Raw genomic sequence first — 14,393 nt, forward strand, 5'->3', positions numbered from 1 at the left:
CGCGCCTTGCTCAGGCGGTCTCGGCTTCGTAGTAGTCGTCGTCGTCGAACTCTTCCGCGTTGTCCGCTGCCTCCTCTTCGCGGGCCCGGTTGCGCGGATGATCCGCCGGCAGCTCCCGTTCGATCTGGCTCTGCAGTTGCAGCAGGTCGACGAAGACATCGGCCTGCCGACGCAGTTCGTCGGCAACCATGGATGGTTGAGAGCGCACGGTCGATACGACGGTTACTCGGCGCCCTTTTCTCTGCACGGCTTCGACCAGGCGGCGGAAGTCGCCGTCACCCGAGAAGAGCACCACGTGGTCGAGATTATCCGTCATCTCCATCACGTCGATGGCGAGCTCGATGTCCATGTTGCCCTTGATCTTGCGGCGACCGGAAGCGTCGGTGAACTCCTTGGTCGGTTTGGTGACCATGGTATAGCCGTTGTAGTCCAACCAATCGATCAGCGGACGGATCGGCGAATACTCCTGGTCCTCGACCAGAGCCGTGTAGTAAAACGCTCTTACTAGACGGCCTTGCTTAGTGAAGAGTTCGAGAAGACGCTTGTAATCGATGTCAAATGACAAGGCCCGCGCAGTTGCGTAGAGGTTGGCACCGTCTATAAACAGACCGATGCGCTCCTGAGGATAAAAATGCATCACAACCCTCTCTAGAAATGGCCCAATGTGGCCACCCGATTTTTTTCGTCGGTTTAGCGGCGATTGCTCCGAATACCACCTCGCAGGTTGCCCTGCAAAATCTTTCGGTGGTGTCGGTTTACCTAGGTTAGCGCTTGCAATAGACAAGGGCAATTCAACTGAGGAAACGGTCTTGTGATCCTGGTCGGAATCGGCGCGAACTTGCCTCATCCTTGTCACGGGTCTCCGCGCGAAACCTGCGAAGCCGCCTTGGCGGCCTTGGGCCGCCGGGGCGTGACCGTGCTCGGCCGCTCGCGATGGTTCAAGTCCGCGCCGGTACCGCCGTCGGATCAGCCCTGGTACGTCAATGGCGTTGCCGCGCTGCAGACGGCGCTGCCGCCGGACGACCTGCTCGAGATTCTACACGAGGTTGAAGAGTCGTTTGGCCGGGTCCGGCGTGTCCGGAACGAAGCGCGGGTCCTGGACCTCGATCTGCTGGCCTACGGGGAACTGGTCAGCGCCCCGGGCGAAAGCCCCGAACTGCCGCATCCGCGCCTGACCGAGCGCGCCTTCGTGATCCTGCCCCTGGCCGACCTCGCGCCGGCCTGGCGGCACCCGGTCAGCGGGAGGTCGGCGCTCGACTATGCCGAGGCCTTCAAGGGCGATGACGCGGTCGTGCCGCTCGAGGGCGCGCCGGTCGATAGCTAGGCTGAAATTCGGTCGGCAGGCGGACTGGCCGCTGCGCCGCGGGAGCCGGCAGAAACCTAGTCGGCGCGGGCCCTTTGGCCTTGCTTCGCCCGGGGCGTGATCATATATTTCCGCTATCCCGTAAAGTGTTCAAACTGTGTCCAGATTCTGGGAGTTTCGGCCTCATGGCGCGAGTTACCGTTGAAGATTGCGTTGAGAAGATCGAGAACAGGTTCGATTTGGTCATGCTGGCCGCCCAGCGGGCCCGTGACATCGCCTCCGGGTCGCCTCTGACCGTCGACAAGGACAACGACAAGAACCCGGTCGTGGCCCTGCGCGAGATCGCCGACGAGACGATCGACCTTCGCGGCCTCGGCGAGTCGCTGATCCAGAACTTGCAGAAGCACATCGAGGTCGATGAGCCGGAAGAGGACATGCAGGAATTCGACGTGCCCAACCCGCTGAGCGTGCAGGAAGAGAACCTGGCAATGGCAGACGCGCTCGCCGTCGGCGGCGATACCGAGGGGCCGGCTGAAGAAGCGCAGGGCGACGCCGACCAGGCGGCGGCCGCGCCGTCTGGCGAGGAAATCCCGGCTGGCATGGTCTTCACCGACGTCGCGGATCCCACGGACCCGGAAGAAGAGGCCTGACGCTGAAGTCGACCGTCGCAGGACCTCAAAGCCCTTTGGCGCGGTCCGCGGCGCTGCGGCCCCAATCCGTGATCGAGTTTCCCATCTTTGCCGTCATCCCGCCCCGCCGCCCGGGTGCCGCGCGAGGCTGATGCATCATGATGCGGCAATTCGAACTGGTCGAACGCGTCAAGTCCTATGACCCCGGGGCCGACGAAGAGGCGCTCAACCGCGCCTACGTCTTCGCCATGCAGGCCCACGGTTCGCAGAAGCGCGAATCGGGCGATCCCTACTTCTCGCATCCGATCGAAGTCGCCGGGATCCTGACCGACCTGAAGCTCGACGACAGCTCGATCATCACCGCGCTGCTGCACGATGTCGTCGAGGACACCGACACCACGCTCGACGACGTCGAGCGCATGTTCGGCGAAGGGACCTCGCGCCTCGTCGACGGCGTCACCAAGCTGTCCCAGCTCGAGCTGCAATCCGAGGACACCAAGCACGCGGAGAACTTCCGCAAGCTGGTGCTGGCCATGTCCGAGGACATCCGCGTCCTCCTGGTCAAGCTGGCCGACCGGCTGCACAACATGCGCACCCTGCACTGCGTCCGGTCGCCGGAGAAGCGCCGCCGCGTCGCCCGCGAAACCATGGACATCTATGCCCCCCTGGCCGAGCGGATCGGCATGCAGCGGTTCAAGGACGAGCTGGAGGACCTGGCCTTCGCCGAGCTCAACCCCGACGCCCGGGAATCGATCCAGGCCCGCCTAGACTTCCTGCAGCGCAGCGGTGACGATCTCTCGGAGCGTATCGTGTCGCAGCTGCGCGAGGTGCTGTCGGAGGAGGGGGTCGAGGCCGCCGTCTCGGGCAGGGTGAAGTCGCCCTACTCGATATGGCGCAAGATGCAGCGCCAGAACGTCGCCTTCGAGCAGCTCTCCGACCTGATGGCGTTCCGGATCGTGCTCGACGACGTCGAGCAGTGCTATCAGACCCTCGGCGTCCTGCACAGCCGCTATCCGGTCGTCCCGGGGCGCTTCAAGGACTACATCTCGACCCCGAAACCGAACGGCTACCGGTCGATCCACACCGGGCTGATCGGGCCGGAACGGCAGCGCATCGAGGTTCAGATCCGCACCGGGGAGATGCACGCGGTGGCCGAATTCGGCGTCGCGGCTCATTGGAAGTACAAGCAGGGCGCGCACAAGATCGACGGCCGCCAGTACCGTTGGCTGCGCGAACTCCTCGACATCCTCGAGCACGCCTCCAATCCGGAGGAGTTCCTGGAGCACACCAAGATGGAGATGTTCCAGGACCAGGTCTTCTGCTTCTCGCCGAAGGGCGACCTGATCGCCCTGCCGCGCGGCGCCACGCCGGTGGACTTCGCCTACGCAGTGCACTCCGAGATCGGCGACACCTGCGTCGGCGCCAAGGTCAACGGCCGCATGCTGCCCCTGCGCTCGCCGCTCAAGAACGGCGACCAGGTGGAGATCATCACCTCTCGGGCGCAGCGGCCCTCGCCGGACTGGGAATCCTACGTCGTCACCGGCAAGGCGAAATCGCGGATCCGCCGCCTGGTACGCCAGGAGCAGCGCGCGCAGTACGGCGAGCTGGGCAAGGAGATGGTGCAGAAGGCCTTCCGCCAGGAGGGCTACGAGTATGCCGACAAGGCGGTGGAGGGCGTGCTCAAGAAGCTGGGCAGCGACAGCCTGGTCGATCTCTTCGCCGAAGTGGGCCAGGGCCACGTCTCGGCCCGCGACGTGCTGGTCGCGGTCTTCCCCGGCGTGCGCTCGGCCGAGAAGCGCGGCCTGCTCTCGTTCGGCCGCAAGCGCGCGCCGGCCGCCAAGACCAAGAAGACGAAAGAGAACGCGGTTCCGATCAAGGGCCTGATCCCGGGCATGGCGGTCCACTACGCCCACTGCTGCCACCCGCTGCCGGGCGACCGCATCGTGGGGATCGTGACGACGGGCAAGGGCGTGACGGTGCATACGATCGACTGCGAGACGCTGGAGCGCTTCCAGGAGACACCGGAGCGCTGGGTCGACCTCGCCTGGGACGTCAACGAGGACGGCGCACAGCGCACCGGACGGCTGCACGTCATGCTGGCCAACGAACCGGGCAGTCTGGGCTCGGTCTCGACCATCATCGGCAAGAACCAAGGCAACATAAGCAACCTGAAGATCACCAATCGCTCCATGGACTTCTTCGAGATGCTGATCGACGTGGAGGTTTCCGACGTCAAGCACCTCACGAACATCATCGCCGCCCTGCGCGCCACGCCGGTGATCACCTCGGTGGAAAGGGCGCGCGCGTGAACCGGAAAACTTGCCGACAGGGGGGCGTGATGCGCGGCAGGGTCCCGGCTCCGGGGCAGGTCTGAGCCGCCTTTAAGACCAGCCCGCCCGCGAAAGAAGCCATGTTCAAACGCCGCAACCCGCAACCCCTCTATCTTCGGATCAAGGATCTGATCTGGCCGGCCCGCGGCTTTCACCGCTCTAGCCAGTACATCGCCCACCGCCTGCGGCGCCTGCCCGGCACGCCGCACCGCATCGCCGCCGGCTTCGCCTCGGGCGCGGCTCTTTCCTTCACGCCCTTCGTCGGCTTCCATTTCGCCTTCGCGGCGCTGATCTGCCTGCCGATGCGCGGCAACATCCTGGCCGCCGCGCTGGGGACGGCGGTCGGCAATCCGGCGACTTTTCCCTTCATTTGGGCCTGGCTCTACACTTCGGGGCACTGGATGTTGGGCCGCAGCGTCACCGAACCGCTCAATATCCAGTTCGATCTGGACTTCGTCATCACGCACTTCTGGGACGTCTTCTGGCCCATGACGCTCGCCGGCATCCCGACCGCCTCCTTGGCCTGGTTCGCCTTCTTCTTCCCGGTCAGAAGGGCGGTCAGGGAGTATCAGCGCGCGCGGCGCTGGCGCATCCGCCGCAAAGTCAAGAAGCGGCACGACCAGGTGACGGCGAAGCGGGGCGCGGAGTTCGCGGAGGGCCTCGTGACACGAGAATCGCGGGTCGAGGGGCGCCGGCAGCCATGATTATCGGCCTCGGTAACGACCTGATCGATATCCGGCGCATCGAGCGCACGCTCGAGCGTTTCGGCGACCGCTTCATCGAGCGTGTCTTCACCGAGGTGGAGCGCAGCAAGTCGGACCGGCGCGCCGCCCGTGCCGCCAGCTACGCCAAGCGCTTCGCGGCCAAGGAGGCCTGCGCCAAGGCGCTCGGCACCGGCGTGCCGCGGCGCGGCGTGCACTGGCGCGACATGGGCGTGGTCAATCTGCCCTCGGGCAAGCCGACCGTTGCGCTGACCGGAGGCGCGGCGCGCCGCCTGGCCGAGCTGACCCCGCCCGGAATGGCCGCGCAAATTGACATTACGATCACCGACGACTATCCCCTGGCCCAGGCCATCGTCATCATCAGCGCCGTCCCGCGCGGTGACGAATGACCCGCTCCCGCCGGTCGGACGCCGAGACGCCCGGCCGTGACCCCGCTCCGCAGGAACACCAGCCCGCAGGCGCAAGAGGAACCCGACAAGCCAGATGGATGAGCCGATGACGGAGAAGCGGCGGGGTGGCTGGGGCGAGACGGTTCGCACCGTCGTCTACGCCGTGCTGATCGCCCTGGTCGTGCGGACATTCGGCGTCGAGCCCTTCAATATCCCCTCGGGGTCCATGATCCCCACCCTGCTGGTGGGCGACTATCTCTTCGTCTCGAAGTTCTCCTACGGCTACAGCCGCTTCTCGATGCCGTTCAGCCCGCCGCTCTTCTCGGGTCGGGTCTGGGGCAGCGAGCCGGAACGGGGCGACGTGATCGTCTTCAAGCTGCCGCGCGACAACGAGACGGACTACATCAAGCGCCTGATCGGGCTGCCTGGCGACCGGATCCAGGTCAAGGGCGGCATCCTGTACATCAACGGCAAGGCGGTCAGCCGCGAGCTGGTCAGATCGGAACGGCTCACCTCGGGCACGGCCGGCGTCTTCGAGGTGCGCGAGTACCTGGAGACCCTGCCCGGCGGGCGGCGCCACCTGATCCGCGAGGAAGCGGACAACCATCACTTCGACAACACCCGCGCCTTCGTCGTGCCCGAAGGGAAGTACATGTTCCTGGGCGACAACCGCGACCGCAGCCAGGACAGCCGCGACGTGGGCCGGGTCGGTTTCGTGCCCTTCGAGAACCTGGTCGGACGGGCCGAGTTCCTGTTCTTCTCCCACGACGGCACGGCCAGTTGGTGGGAATTCTGGCGCTGGCCGACCTCGATCCGCTGGAGCCGGATCGGCAAAGGCATCGAATAGGGCCCGGTACGGCCGACAGCGTGACCGACGGCGACGACACCAAGACCCGGAAGCTTGCAGAGCGCATCGGCCACGACTTTCGGCGGCCCGAGCTTCTGCGCGAGGCCCTGACCCATCCCAGCGCCGCGGACCGGGCGCGGCGCAGCTACGAACGGCTGGAGTTCCTGGGCGACCGCGTCCTCGGCCTGATCGTCGCCGACCTGCTGCTGGCGCGCTTTCCGAAGGAGACCGAGGGCGCCCTGGCGCGGCGGCTGGCCGCGCTGGTGCGCAAGGAAAGCCTGGCGGAGGTCGCGGAAGGGCTGGACCTTGGGAGTTTCCTGATCTTGGCGAAGGGCGAGCGCGAGGCCGGCGAGGACAGCAATCCCGGTCTCCTGGCCGATGCCTGCGAGGCGGTCATCGCGGCGCTCTACCTGGACGGCGGGCTCGAGGCGGCGCGCCGTTTCGTCGAACCCCGCTGGGCGCCCCTGGCCGAGGCGGACCCGACGCCGCCGCAGGACGCCAAGACAGCGCTGCAGGAGTGGGCCCAGGGACGGGGCCTGCCGCTGCCGGCCTACCGTGAGCTGAAGCGCGAGGGCCCGCCCCACGACCCGGTCTTCACGGTCGAGGCCGCCGTCGCGGAGCAGGCGCCGGAGACCGGCACCGGCCGGTCGAAGCGCCTGGCCGAGCAGGAGGCGGCCAGCCGCCTGCTGGCCCGACTGACCGGCCGGGCGCGGCCGGGGACGGCCCCGTGAGTAGCCCTGGGAGCGGTGGCACCTCGCACGGCGCCGAGGAAGGCCGCGCTTGCGGCTTCGTCGCGATCCTGGGCGCGCCCAACGCGGGCAAGTCGACGCTGCTGAACGCGCTGGCCGGGGCCAAGGTCTCGATCGTGTCACCCAAGGTCCAGACCACGCGCAGCCGGATCCGCGCCATCGCCGTGGAGGGACCGAGCCAGCTGATCTTCGTCGACACCCCGGGCATCTTCGCGCCCAAGCGGCGCCTGGAGCGGGCCATGGTGGCGGCGGCGTGGAGCGGCGCCGGCGACGCCGACGTGCTGGTCCTGGTGGTCGACGCCGGGATCAAGCAGCCCGATCCCGACACGCAGCGGATCCTCGAAGGACTCCGCGAACAGGGGCGCCGCGCGGTCCTGGTCCTCAACAAGGTCGACGCCGTCAAGCGCGAGACCCTGCTGGCGCTGGCCGCGCGTTTCCAGGAGGAGGGGCTGTTCGACCGGATCTTCATGATCTCGGCGCTGGAGGGCGACGGCATTGCTGACCTCAAGGCCCACCTGGGCGGCGCCGTGCCGCCGGGGCCGTGGCATTACCCCGAGGACCAGCTGTCCGATCTGCCCCAGCGCCTGCTGGCGGCGGAGGTGACCCGCGAGAAGCTGTTCCTGCGCCTGCACCAGGAGCTGCCCTATGCGCTGACGGTCGAGACCGAGACCTGGGAGGAGCGCGCCGACGGCGGCATCAGGATCGAGCAGACCATCTACGTCCGGCGCGACTCCCAGAAGGCCATGGTCCTGGGCAAGGGCGGCCGGGCGATCAAGGCGGTCCGGGAAGCCGCCCAGCAGGAGCTGGCCGAGAGCCTCGAGCGCCCGGTCCACCTCTTTCTCTTCGTCAAGGTGCGCAAGAACTGGATCGACGACCCGGCGCGCTACCGGCCCTGGGGCCTCGATTTCGAGGCCTGAAGCGAGTCGCGCCGACACGGATGTCGGTGGCAAGAATCGGGCGAAGGCCGATTCGCCCTTTGTCATCTCGCTCCGGCCTCGGCAAGCTGGCGCCATGGAATGGAGCGACCAGGGCATCGTGCTGAGCGCCCGGCCGCACGGCGAGGCCGGCGCCGTGGTGCAGCTGCTGACCCGTGGCCACGGCCGCCATGCCGGGCTGGTCCGCGGCGGGCAGGGGCGCCGGGCGCGCGGCGTGCTGCAGCCGGGCAACGAGGTGGCGGCGACTTGGCGCGCGCGGCTCGCCGAGCATCTCGGCAGCTACAGCTGCGAGCTCGCGGTCAGCCACGCCGCCGGGCTGCTCGACCGGCCGGCCGCGCTGAACGCGCTGGGCGCCGCGTCCGCCGTCCTCGAGCGCGCCCTGCCCGAGCGCGAGCCCCATCCCGCCTGCTACGAGGGCATGGTGGCGCTGCTGGCCGCCCTGCAGGGCGAGCACTGGGCAGAGGCCTTCGTCCTATGGGAGGTCTCCCTTCTGGCCGAGCTGGGCTTCGGCCTCGATCTCACCGCCTGCGCCGCCGGCGGCGACAATGATCAGCTCGCCTATGTCTCACCGCGCAGCGCGCGCGCTGTCTCGCTCGCCGCCGGCGAGCCCTACCGGGACCGTTTGCTGCCGCTGCCGGGGTTCCTGATCGGGCGCGGCGGCGGCGGCCCGCTCGAGGTGGCCCAGGGGCTGAAGATGACCGGGTTCTTCCTCGAGCGCTTCGTTTTCGGCCCCCAGGAACGCCCGCTCCCCGGGCCCCGCCGGCGGCTGGCCGAGCGCTTTCCGCTGCCCGAAGGGCAGGAGGCGGGGGCCGCCCCATGACGGCGGAGGGCAGGACCCGCTGCGCCTGGGTCGGCGCGGAAGCGATCTACCGCGACTACCACGACCGCGAGTGGGGCGTGCCGTTGCTGGACGACTGCGCGCTCTTCGAGATGCTGATTCTTGAAGGCGCCCAGGCCGGTCTCTCCTGGCTGACGATCCTCAAGAAGCGCGAGAACTACCGCGCCGTGTTCGACGGCTTCGACCCCGATGTGGTCGCCGGATACGGCGCCGAGAAGACCGCCGCGTTGCTCGCCGACCCGGGGATCGTGCGCAACCGCGCCAAGATCGCCGCGGCGATCGACAACGCCAAGGGCTGGCGCGCGATCATGGAAAGCGAGGGCAGCTTCGCCGGCTTCGTCTGGTCCTTCGTCGGTGGCCGGCCGATCGTCAATCGCTGGCGCGGCCTGGACGAGGTCCCGGTTGAGACGGAGGAGTCCCGCGCGCTCTCCAAGGCGCTCAAGAAGCGGGGCTTTCGCTTCGTCGGCCCGACCATCTGCTACGCCTTCATGCAGGCCGTCGGCATGGTCAACGACCACACGACCGACTGCTTTCGCCACCGCGAGGTGTCGGCGATGGCGACCCACGAGCCATGAAGGCGCCCAACTCGCACTATCGGCGGCTCATGACGGCGCCGCGCCTGGCGCGCGTCGGCCTCGGACTGCTGCTGGTCGTCGGCGGCTTCTTCGGCTTCCTGCCGGTGCTGGGCTTCTGGATGATCCCGCTCGGCTTGGTCGTGATCTTCTTCGAGGCGCCCTGGGTGCGCGAGCGCTGGCGCCGGTCCCGGGCCTGGCTGAAGCAGAGGCGCTCGCAGCGCGAGCGGGCGTGACCGCGGGCGGCAGGCGGGCCCGCGGCATACCATGTGACGTCGATCTGGTCCGCTCGTGAGGTTTCCGCCATCATGGGCGGCGATTCCCATGACACGGAACGGAGAGGGTCCATGCGCAAGCTTTTCCTGGTGCTGTTCGTCGCCGCTCTGACCAGCGGCTGCGCGGTCGGCAACTCGCACCGCTACGACCTGGGAGACGCGGAACTCACTCTGGAAACCCAGAAATCCGTGGCGGTCATGACCATCGATCTTCGGCCCTATATCCTGGACGGCGACAAGGAGCCGACCTTCGTTGGGCTCCAGCGCGGAGGCTACGGCATTCCTTTCAATGTTTCGACCAGGAGCGGACGGCCCCTGTCCAAGGACATGACGATCTCCATCGTTGACGCCATGAAGAAGAGTAAGGTAGACGCCTTCGGCGTGAACGCGCCCGACGAACCGACGCGTGCGCTGGCTCGTCAGCTTCTGCTCAAGGAGAATGCCGACCGCCTCGTGCTTTTCCAGCTGCGAGAGTGGAAGGCCGATACCTTCATTAACACGGCGCTGATTTACGATGTCACCCTTGAAGTGTTGCGCGGCGACGGCACGTCTTTGACCAAGAAAGACCTGGCCGGTCGCGACAACCTGGGAGCAGCGCTGGTGCCGGCCGACGCGCGGGTGAACACCGAGCGGGCCTTCAAGGGTAAGCTGGAGCAGTTGCTCAACGACTCCGACGTCGCGGCGGCGCTCCGGTAGTCCGCAAGGCCGTCAGTCTTCCGCCGGTTGCGGCGCGAGCTCCGCGGTCAGCGGGGCCTGGGCGCTGATCTGCTGATAGGGCTCGGTCTCGGCTTCCGGCGTCGGCTCCCGGCGGATCACGCGGAACAGCACGAAGAGGGCGTAGCTGCCCGCGATCACCAGGGCGATGGTCATGAAGGCCTTGGGCCCCAGGACCGGGGTGAGGGCGGTGGCGACGGCAGGCAGGACGAGCGCCGAGACCGACCAGGCGATCATCAGCGTGCTGGAGAGCGAGACGTAGTACTCGGGATCGGCGCGGTCATTGGCGTGGGCGTTGGCGATGGCGTAGATCGATTCCGTGGCGCCGGTCCAGACCGCGAAGACGATCACCACCCAGAAGAAGGCGTCGGTGCCGATCCGGCTGGCGATTCCCGCCATGGCGAGGACCAGCAGCGAGGCGGCGATCAGCACGAAGCGGCGGTCGATCCGGTCGGACAGGGCGCCTAGCGGATACTGCACGGCGATCATGCCGAACTGCATGAGGAAGAGCAGCAGCGCCACCTCGTCCTTGCCGTAACCTTCGGCGGTCACGTAGATCGGCGCGAAGCCCTGGATCAGCATGGTCAGCCCGCCGACCGCGAGCAGGCCGACCAGGCCCACGGGCGAGATCCGCCAGACCGCCTTGACGGCGATGGTGACCGAGGCGGGCGGGGGCGGCGTCTGCAGCCGGGTCAGGCCGACCGGCAGGATGGCGAGCGCCGCGAAGAAGATGCCGAGCAGCGGCGCCTGCAGCCCGTCGAGCGAGACCAGGCTGAGCAGGAAGGAGCCCGCGCCGATGGCGATCACGTAGACCATGTAGAAGACCGCGATCACCTTGCCGCGCCAGTCGTTGGGGCAGGCGTCGTTGAGCCAGCTCTGGCTGACGATGAAGAGGCCGGAGGCGGCGACGCCGTAGAGCGCCCGCGACGCGATCCAGAGCAGCGGGACGGTCCCGAGGCAGATCAGCAGGACCGAGAGGATCACGAAGGCCGTGAAGGAGCCGAAGGCCCGCGCGTGGCCGACCCGCCGGACCATGGGCCCGGCGATCAGGCAGCCGAGCAGGCCGCCGCCCGCCAGCGCGGTCAGGATCGCGCCGGCGACCCAGGGCGGGAAGCCGGCGTCCGCCAGCTTCACCGGCACGTAGGCGAACATCAGGCCGTTGCCCAGCGCCAGCAGGCCCATGGAAAGGATGATGCTGCTGATCGCCAGCGGCGGGCGCGGCCCCGCTTCCTTGCCCGATGCCATGCTCATGCTCGCCCCCGCCTCCGCCGCCATCCTTCGCCCGGGCTCCGGCGGCTGTCAATCCGCCCCGTGACTGTGGCAAGCTCCGGCGAGGCCTGGAAGTAGAGCCTCTGGAAGAGGGACGCGGAGCATGGCGGAAGCGCGCCGTTTCGATCACATCGTGGTCGCCGTCGAGGACCTCGACGCGGCCGCCCGGCGCTATGAAGCGCTCGGCTTCACGCTGACTCCGCGCGCCGCGCACGAGGCCCGCATGGGCACCTCGAACCGCCTGGCGCAATTCGCCGAGCGGAACTTCATTGAGCTGCTCGAGGTCGATCGTCCCGGCGGCATAGAGGAGCACGCCTTCGACGCCGTGCCGCCGCGCTTCAGCTTCGGCGCCCACAACCGGGACTTCCTGCGCCGGGGGTCCGGCCTCTCCATGCTCGTGCTGGCCAGCGAGGACGCGAAGCAGGACCACGCGGACCTGCTCGAACGCGGGCTCGAACCCTACGCGCCCTTCTCCTTCGAGCGCCGGGCGCGGCTGCCCGACGGTGCCGAGGTCACGGTCGGCTTTTCCCTGGTTTTCGCGACCAGTCCGAGCCTTCCGGGCCTGGGCTTCTTCCTCTGCCAGCAGCACGCGCCGCAGTACTTCTGGAAGCCGGAATACCAGTGGCACGCCAACGGCGCGCGCGGCCTGGCCGCGGTCACCATCGCCACCGAGGATCCGGCGTCTGCCGCCGATTTCCTCGCCAGGCTGACGAACCGGGAAGGGGAGGCGGTCGAGGGCGGATTCCGGCTGGACGGCGCGGACCAGGAGCTCCTGGTCCTGACGCCTGAGCGGATCCAGGCCGCCATGCCCGGCTGCGGCCTCGCGCCGGCCTCGGGCCCGCGCTTCGCCGGCGTGGCCCTCCGCTCCGACGCTCGCGAGCCCGGCGTCGTGCCTGCCGGCGAAGCCTGCGGCCTCTTCCTCGAATGGCGCCGCGGCTAGGCGCGGTTTAGGAGAACGGCGCCGGTGTTGGAGCCTCCACTCTCGGGGCTTGTGAGCTGGAAGCCGTGCGGGCGGATGGCTGACCTTGGGTCGCCTTGGGGTCAAGAGCGGTCCAGCGGGCCGTTTGCCTTGCGTTTCCGCTTACTGAGCTAATCCGGTTTTGAAGCTTGCGGCACATAGCCCCATACGGAGATCGGAGGAATGTTCCGCAACGTGAAGGCAAGCCTTTCGCCGTGGAGGCCGAGCTTCTCCGCTGGCAGGGGCGAGGCCAGCCGATAGGAGTATGCGAGTAAGCGGCGGCCCGCAGGCATGAGGGAGAATATACCCGCTACCAGCTCCCGTTCCTGCTCAAGCGGCAATAGCGAGGCAGGGATGCCGCAGACGACTGTTCCAACATTACCGATTACCGATGGTGGCAAGATCTTCCCCAAGTCTAAGGCGTCGCCCTCGATGACCGAGACATCCGCATAGGTGCTGCGCAGAAACCGGGCCATTTCCGCGTCGATCTCAACCGCAATCAGCTTGCTCGCAGGGATGCCCGAGTCGAGGAGAGCACGCGTTACCACACCGGTGCCGGCCCCCAGCTCGACGACAAATTCACCCTCCGCGCGGCGTACCTGGTCGGCGACCAGCCGGCTCAAAGTTCTCGACGAAGGAATAATCGATGCCAACCTGTTCGGGTGTGTAACGAAGCGCCAGAAGTGGAGCCAGCTTGCGGAGCCCGGTCGCGTCCCACTCGGTTCGGTCAAGGTTCGATGTTCGGTCATCTCGTCCATTGTGCATTGCGAAATGATTGTAGGCTCTCCTGTTCCGGAGGAGAAAGGTCGGCCTCCGGTGGGGTTAGCCTAGCGCAACTATTTCGTAGTGTCGTCTTGCGCGCGCGTCTCGGAGCAGATTCGATCAACCCGCCGGGGCTTCGAACTGCCATGGCCTTTGGTGGCCCCACCATAATGGCAGCGCAACACGCCGACAAATCGATTGCTTTGATGCAAGTGGGTGTAATGCGGCAGACTGGCGATTGCCGGAGAGACGCCAGCCAGTGAGGCATGTCGGAAGCTAATCCGCCGTCGCGGTGCGGCGCGGCCTTCGGCTGGGATAACGCGGCGGCACCTCAGCGGCACCTCTCTATGGTCTCCATGATGCCGTTCCAGATGGCGCCGTTCCACACGACCCGGGGCTTCTCGACGATGTTGTAGGTGATCTTCTGCGCTTTCTCATCGAAGCTGAAATCCAGCAGGAACAGCCCGACCCACTTCTTCGTCGTCGCCCGGCCCTGATCCGCGTCGGGTGGCTCAAAAACGGTGCCGTGCTCGGCGCCGCTCCGGGTTTTGACGCAATGCCAGATCTCCTCGGTCATGAAGAATGACCTCTGGTCCCCTCTGGCCGGGGCTTGCCCGTTGACGTGCGGGTCTCCAGCCGCCCCACCGGCGTCCGGAGCGGCGAACCCGGAGGCGCCGAACCCGAGCGTGAAGACCACGGCGGCGGCCGCCAAAGCGCGCGTTCCAGCGCTCACTCCAGCCAGCCTGCCGGCGCCGAAGGCCGTCCGTTGACAGAGGGGTCGCAAGCGAAACGCGCTGTCCACCCGCGAACGACCTCCCGACATGGTGTATGCTCTCCGGAGTTGGCGCCGGCAGGCAGTCTATACCATCCGATGCACTTGGCGAGCGGCGTTTGGAGCGCCGGAGTGTTGCCGAAGGTCACGGCCGGCTCCGGCGAAGCGGTCCTGAACAGGCCCTAGGCCGCCGGCATGTGAAAGCCGGGCGTCGAGAGCGACAGCGCGACCTCTTCCTCGGTCATGTTCTCCTCGATGGTCTCGAACAGCGGCGACGAGAGATAGCGCTCGCCGGTATCCGGCAGCATGCAGAGGATGACCGTGCCGGG

General features: G+C 67.5%; 16 protein-coding genes and 1 pseudogene. 13 read left to right on the forward strand and 4 right to left on the reverse strand.

The genetic code is table 11. The features are described from left to right. Positions 1 to 10: 10 nt before the first annotated feature. Positions 11 to 637 (reverse strand): NYN domain-containing protein, encoded by a 627-nt coding sequence (locus QNJ67_20965; GenBank protein MDJ0611459.1) that lies wholly within the window; start codon positions 635 to 637, stop codon positions 11 to 13. A gap of 174 nt (positions 638 to 811) precedes the next feature. On the opposite strand from QNJ67_20965, the gene folK reads away from it, so the two are divergent. From folK to QNJ67_21025, 12 genes and pseudogenes are all read left to right on the forward strand, one after another. Then, on the forward strand, positions 812 to 1,324 hold the full coding sequence (gene folK, locus QNJ67_20970) for a 2-amino-4-hydroxy-6-hydroxymethyldihydropteridine diphosphokinase (protein ID MDJ0611460.1): 513 nt from the start codon (positions 812 to 814) through the stop codon (positions 1,322 to 1,324). A gap of 164 nt (positions 1,325 to 1,488) precedes the next feature. Continuing rightward, positions 1,489 to 1,749 (forward strand): annotated as a pseudogene (gene rpoZ / locus QNJ67_20975) (DNA-directed RNA polymerase subunit omega). A gap of 341 nt (positions 1,750 to 2,090) precedes the next feature. Next, positions 2,091 to 4,241 carry a bifunctional (p)ppGpp synthetase/guanosine-3',5'-bis(diphosphate) 3'-pyrophosphohydrolase gene (locus QNJ67_20980; protein ID MDJ0611461.1) on the forward strand — a complete coding sequence of 717 codons (2,151 nt, stop codon included), beginning with the start codon at positions 2,091 to 2,093 and terminating at the stop codon, positions 4,239 to 4,241. Positions 4,242 to 4,342: 101 nt separating this feature from the next. Further along, complete coding sequence (locus QNJ67_20985) at positions 4,343 to 4,966, forward strand: DUF2062 domain-containing protein (protein ID MDJ0611462.1); 624 nt, start codon at positions 4,343 to 4,345, stop codon at positions 4,964 to 4,966. After that, positions 4,963 to 5,373, forward strand: a complete 411-nt coding sequence (gene acpS, locus QNJ67_20990; protein MDJ0611463.1) for a holo-ACP synthase — start codon at positions 4,963 to 4,965, stop codon at positions 5,371 to 5,373. The genes QNJ67_20985 and acpS overlap by 4 nt, the downstream gene beginning before the upstream one ends. Before the next feature lie 106 nt (positions 5,374 to 5,479). Continuing rightward, entirely contained in the window at positions 5,480 to 6,220 is a 741-nt protein-coding gene (gene lepB, locus QNJ67_20995; protein ID MDJ0611464.1) for a signal peptidase I, read from the forward strand. 20 nt (positions 6,221 to 6,240) lie between these two features. Further along, entirely contained in the window at positions 6,241 to 6,951 is a 711-nt protein-coding gene (rnc, locus tag QNJ67_21000; GenBank protein MDJ0611465.1) for a ribonuclease III, read from the forward strand. Continuing rightward, positions 6,948 to 7,886 carry a GTPase Era gene (gene era / locus QNJ67_21005; GenBank protein MDJ0611466.1) on the forward strand — a complete coding sequence of 313 codons (939 nt, stop codon included), beginning with the start codon at positions 6,948 to 6,950 and terminating at the stop codon, positions 7,884 to 7,886. Before rnc ends, era begins: the two co-directional genes overlap by 4 nt. 94 nt (positions 7,887 to 7,980) lie before the next feature. Next, a complete protein-coding gene (gene recO, locus QNJ67_21010; protein ID MDJ0611467.1) occupies positions 7,981 to 8,724 on the forward strand; it encodes a DNA repair protein RecO in 744 nt (247 codons plus the stop codon). After that, a complete protein-coding gene (locus tag QNJ67_21015; protein MDJ0611468.1) occupies positions 8,721 to 9,317 on the forward strand; it encodes a DNA-3-methyladenine glycosylase I in 597 nt (198 codons plus the stop codon). Before recO ends, QNJ67_21015 begins: the two co-directional genes overlap by 4 nt. Further along, complete coding sequence (locus tag QNJ67_21020; GenBank protein MDJ0611469.1) at positions 9,314 to 9,550, forward strand: hypothetical protein; 237 nt, start codon at positions 9,314 to 9,316, stop codon at positions 9,548 to 9,550. Before QNJ67_21015 ends, QNJ67_21020 begins: the two co-directional genes overlap by 4 nt. A gap of 111 nt (positions 9,551 to 9,661) precedes the next feature. Continuing rightward, positions 9,662 to 10,285 carry a hypothetical protein gene (locus QNJ67_21025; protein ID MDJ0611470.1) on the forward strand — a complete coding sequence of 208 codons (624 nt, stop codon included), beginning with the start codon at positions 9,662 to 9,664 and terminating at the stop codon, positions 10,283 to 10,285. A gap of 12 nt (positions 10,286 to 10,297) precedes the next feature. Here QNJ67_21025 and QNJ67_21030 read toward each other — a convergent pair whose 3' ends face one another. Beyond that, positions 10,298 to 11,554 (reverse strand): MFS transporter, encoded by a 1,257-nt coding sequence (locus QNJ67_21030; protein MDJ0611471.1) that lies wholly within the window; start codon positions 11,552 to 11,554, stop codon positions 10,298 to 10,300. Between the two features lie 121 nt (positions 11,555 to 11,675). On the opposite strand from QNJ67_21030, the gene QNJ67_21035 reads away from it, so the two are divergent. Next, complete coding sequence (locus QNJ67_21035) at positions 11,676 to 12,512, forward strand: VOC family protein (protein ID MDJ0611472.1); 837 nt, start codon at positions 11,676 to 11,678, stop codon at positions 12,510 to 12,512. A 149-nt stretch (positions 12,513 to 12,661) separates the two neighbouring features. On the opposite strand, the gene QNJ67_21040 is transcribed toward QNJ67_21035, so the two are convergent. Further along, positions 12,662 to 13,288 (reverse strand): methyltransferase domain-containing protein, encoded by a 627-nt coding sequence (locus QNJ67_21040; GenBank protein ID MDJ0611473.1) that lies wholly within the window; start codon positions 13,286 to 13,288, stop codon positions 12,662 to 12,664. Positions 13,289 to 13,623: 335 nt separating this feature from the next. Continuing rightward, a complete protein-coding gene (locus QNJ67_21045) occupies positions 13,624 to 14,004 on the reverse strand; it encodes a hypothetical protein (protein MDJ0611474.1) in 381 nt (126 codons plus the stop codon). Positions 14,005 to 14,393: the final 389 nt, after the last annotated feature.

The sequence above is a fragment of the Kiloniellales bacterium genome, from assembly GCA_030064845.1.
Taxonomy (GTDB): Bacteria; Pseudomonadota; Alphaproteobacteria; order Kiloniellales; family JAKSDN01; genus JASJEC01.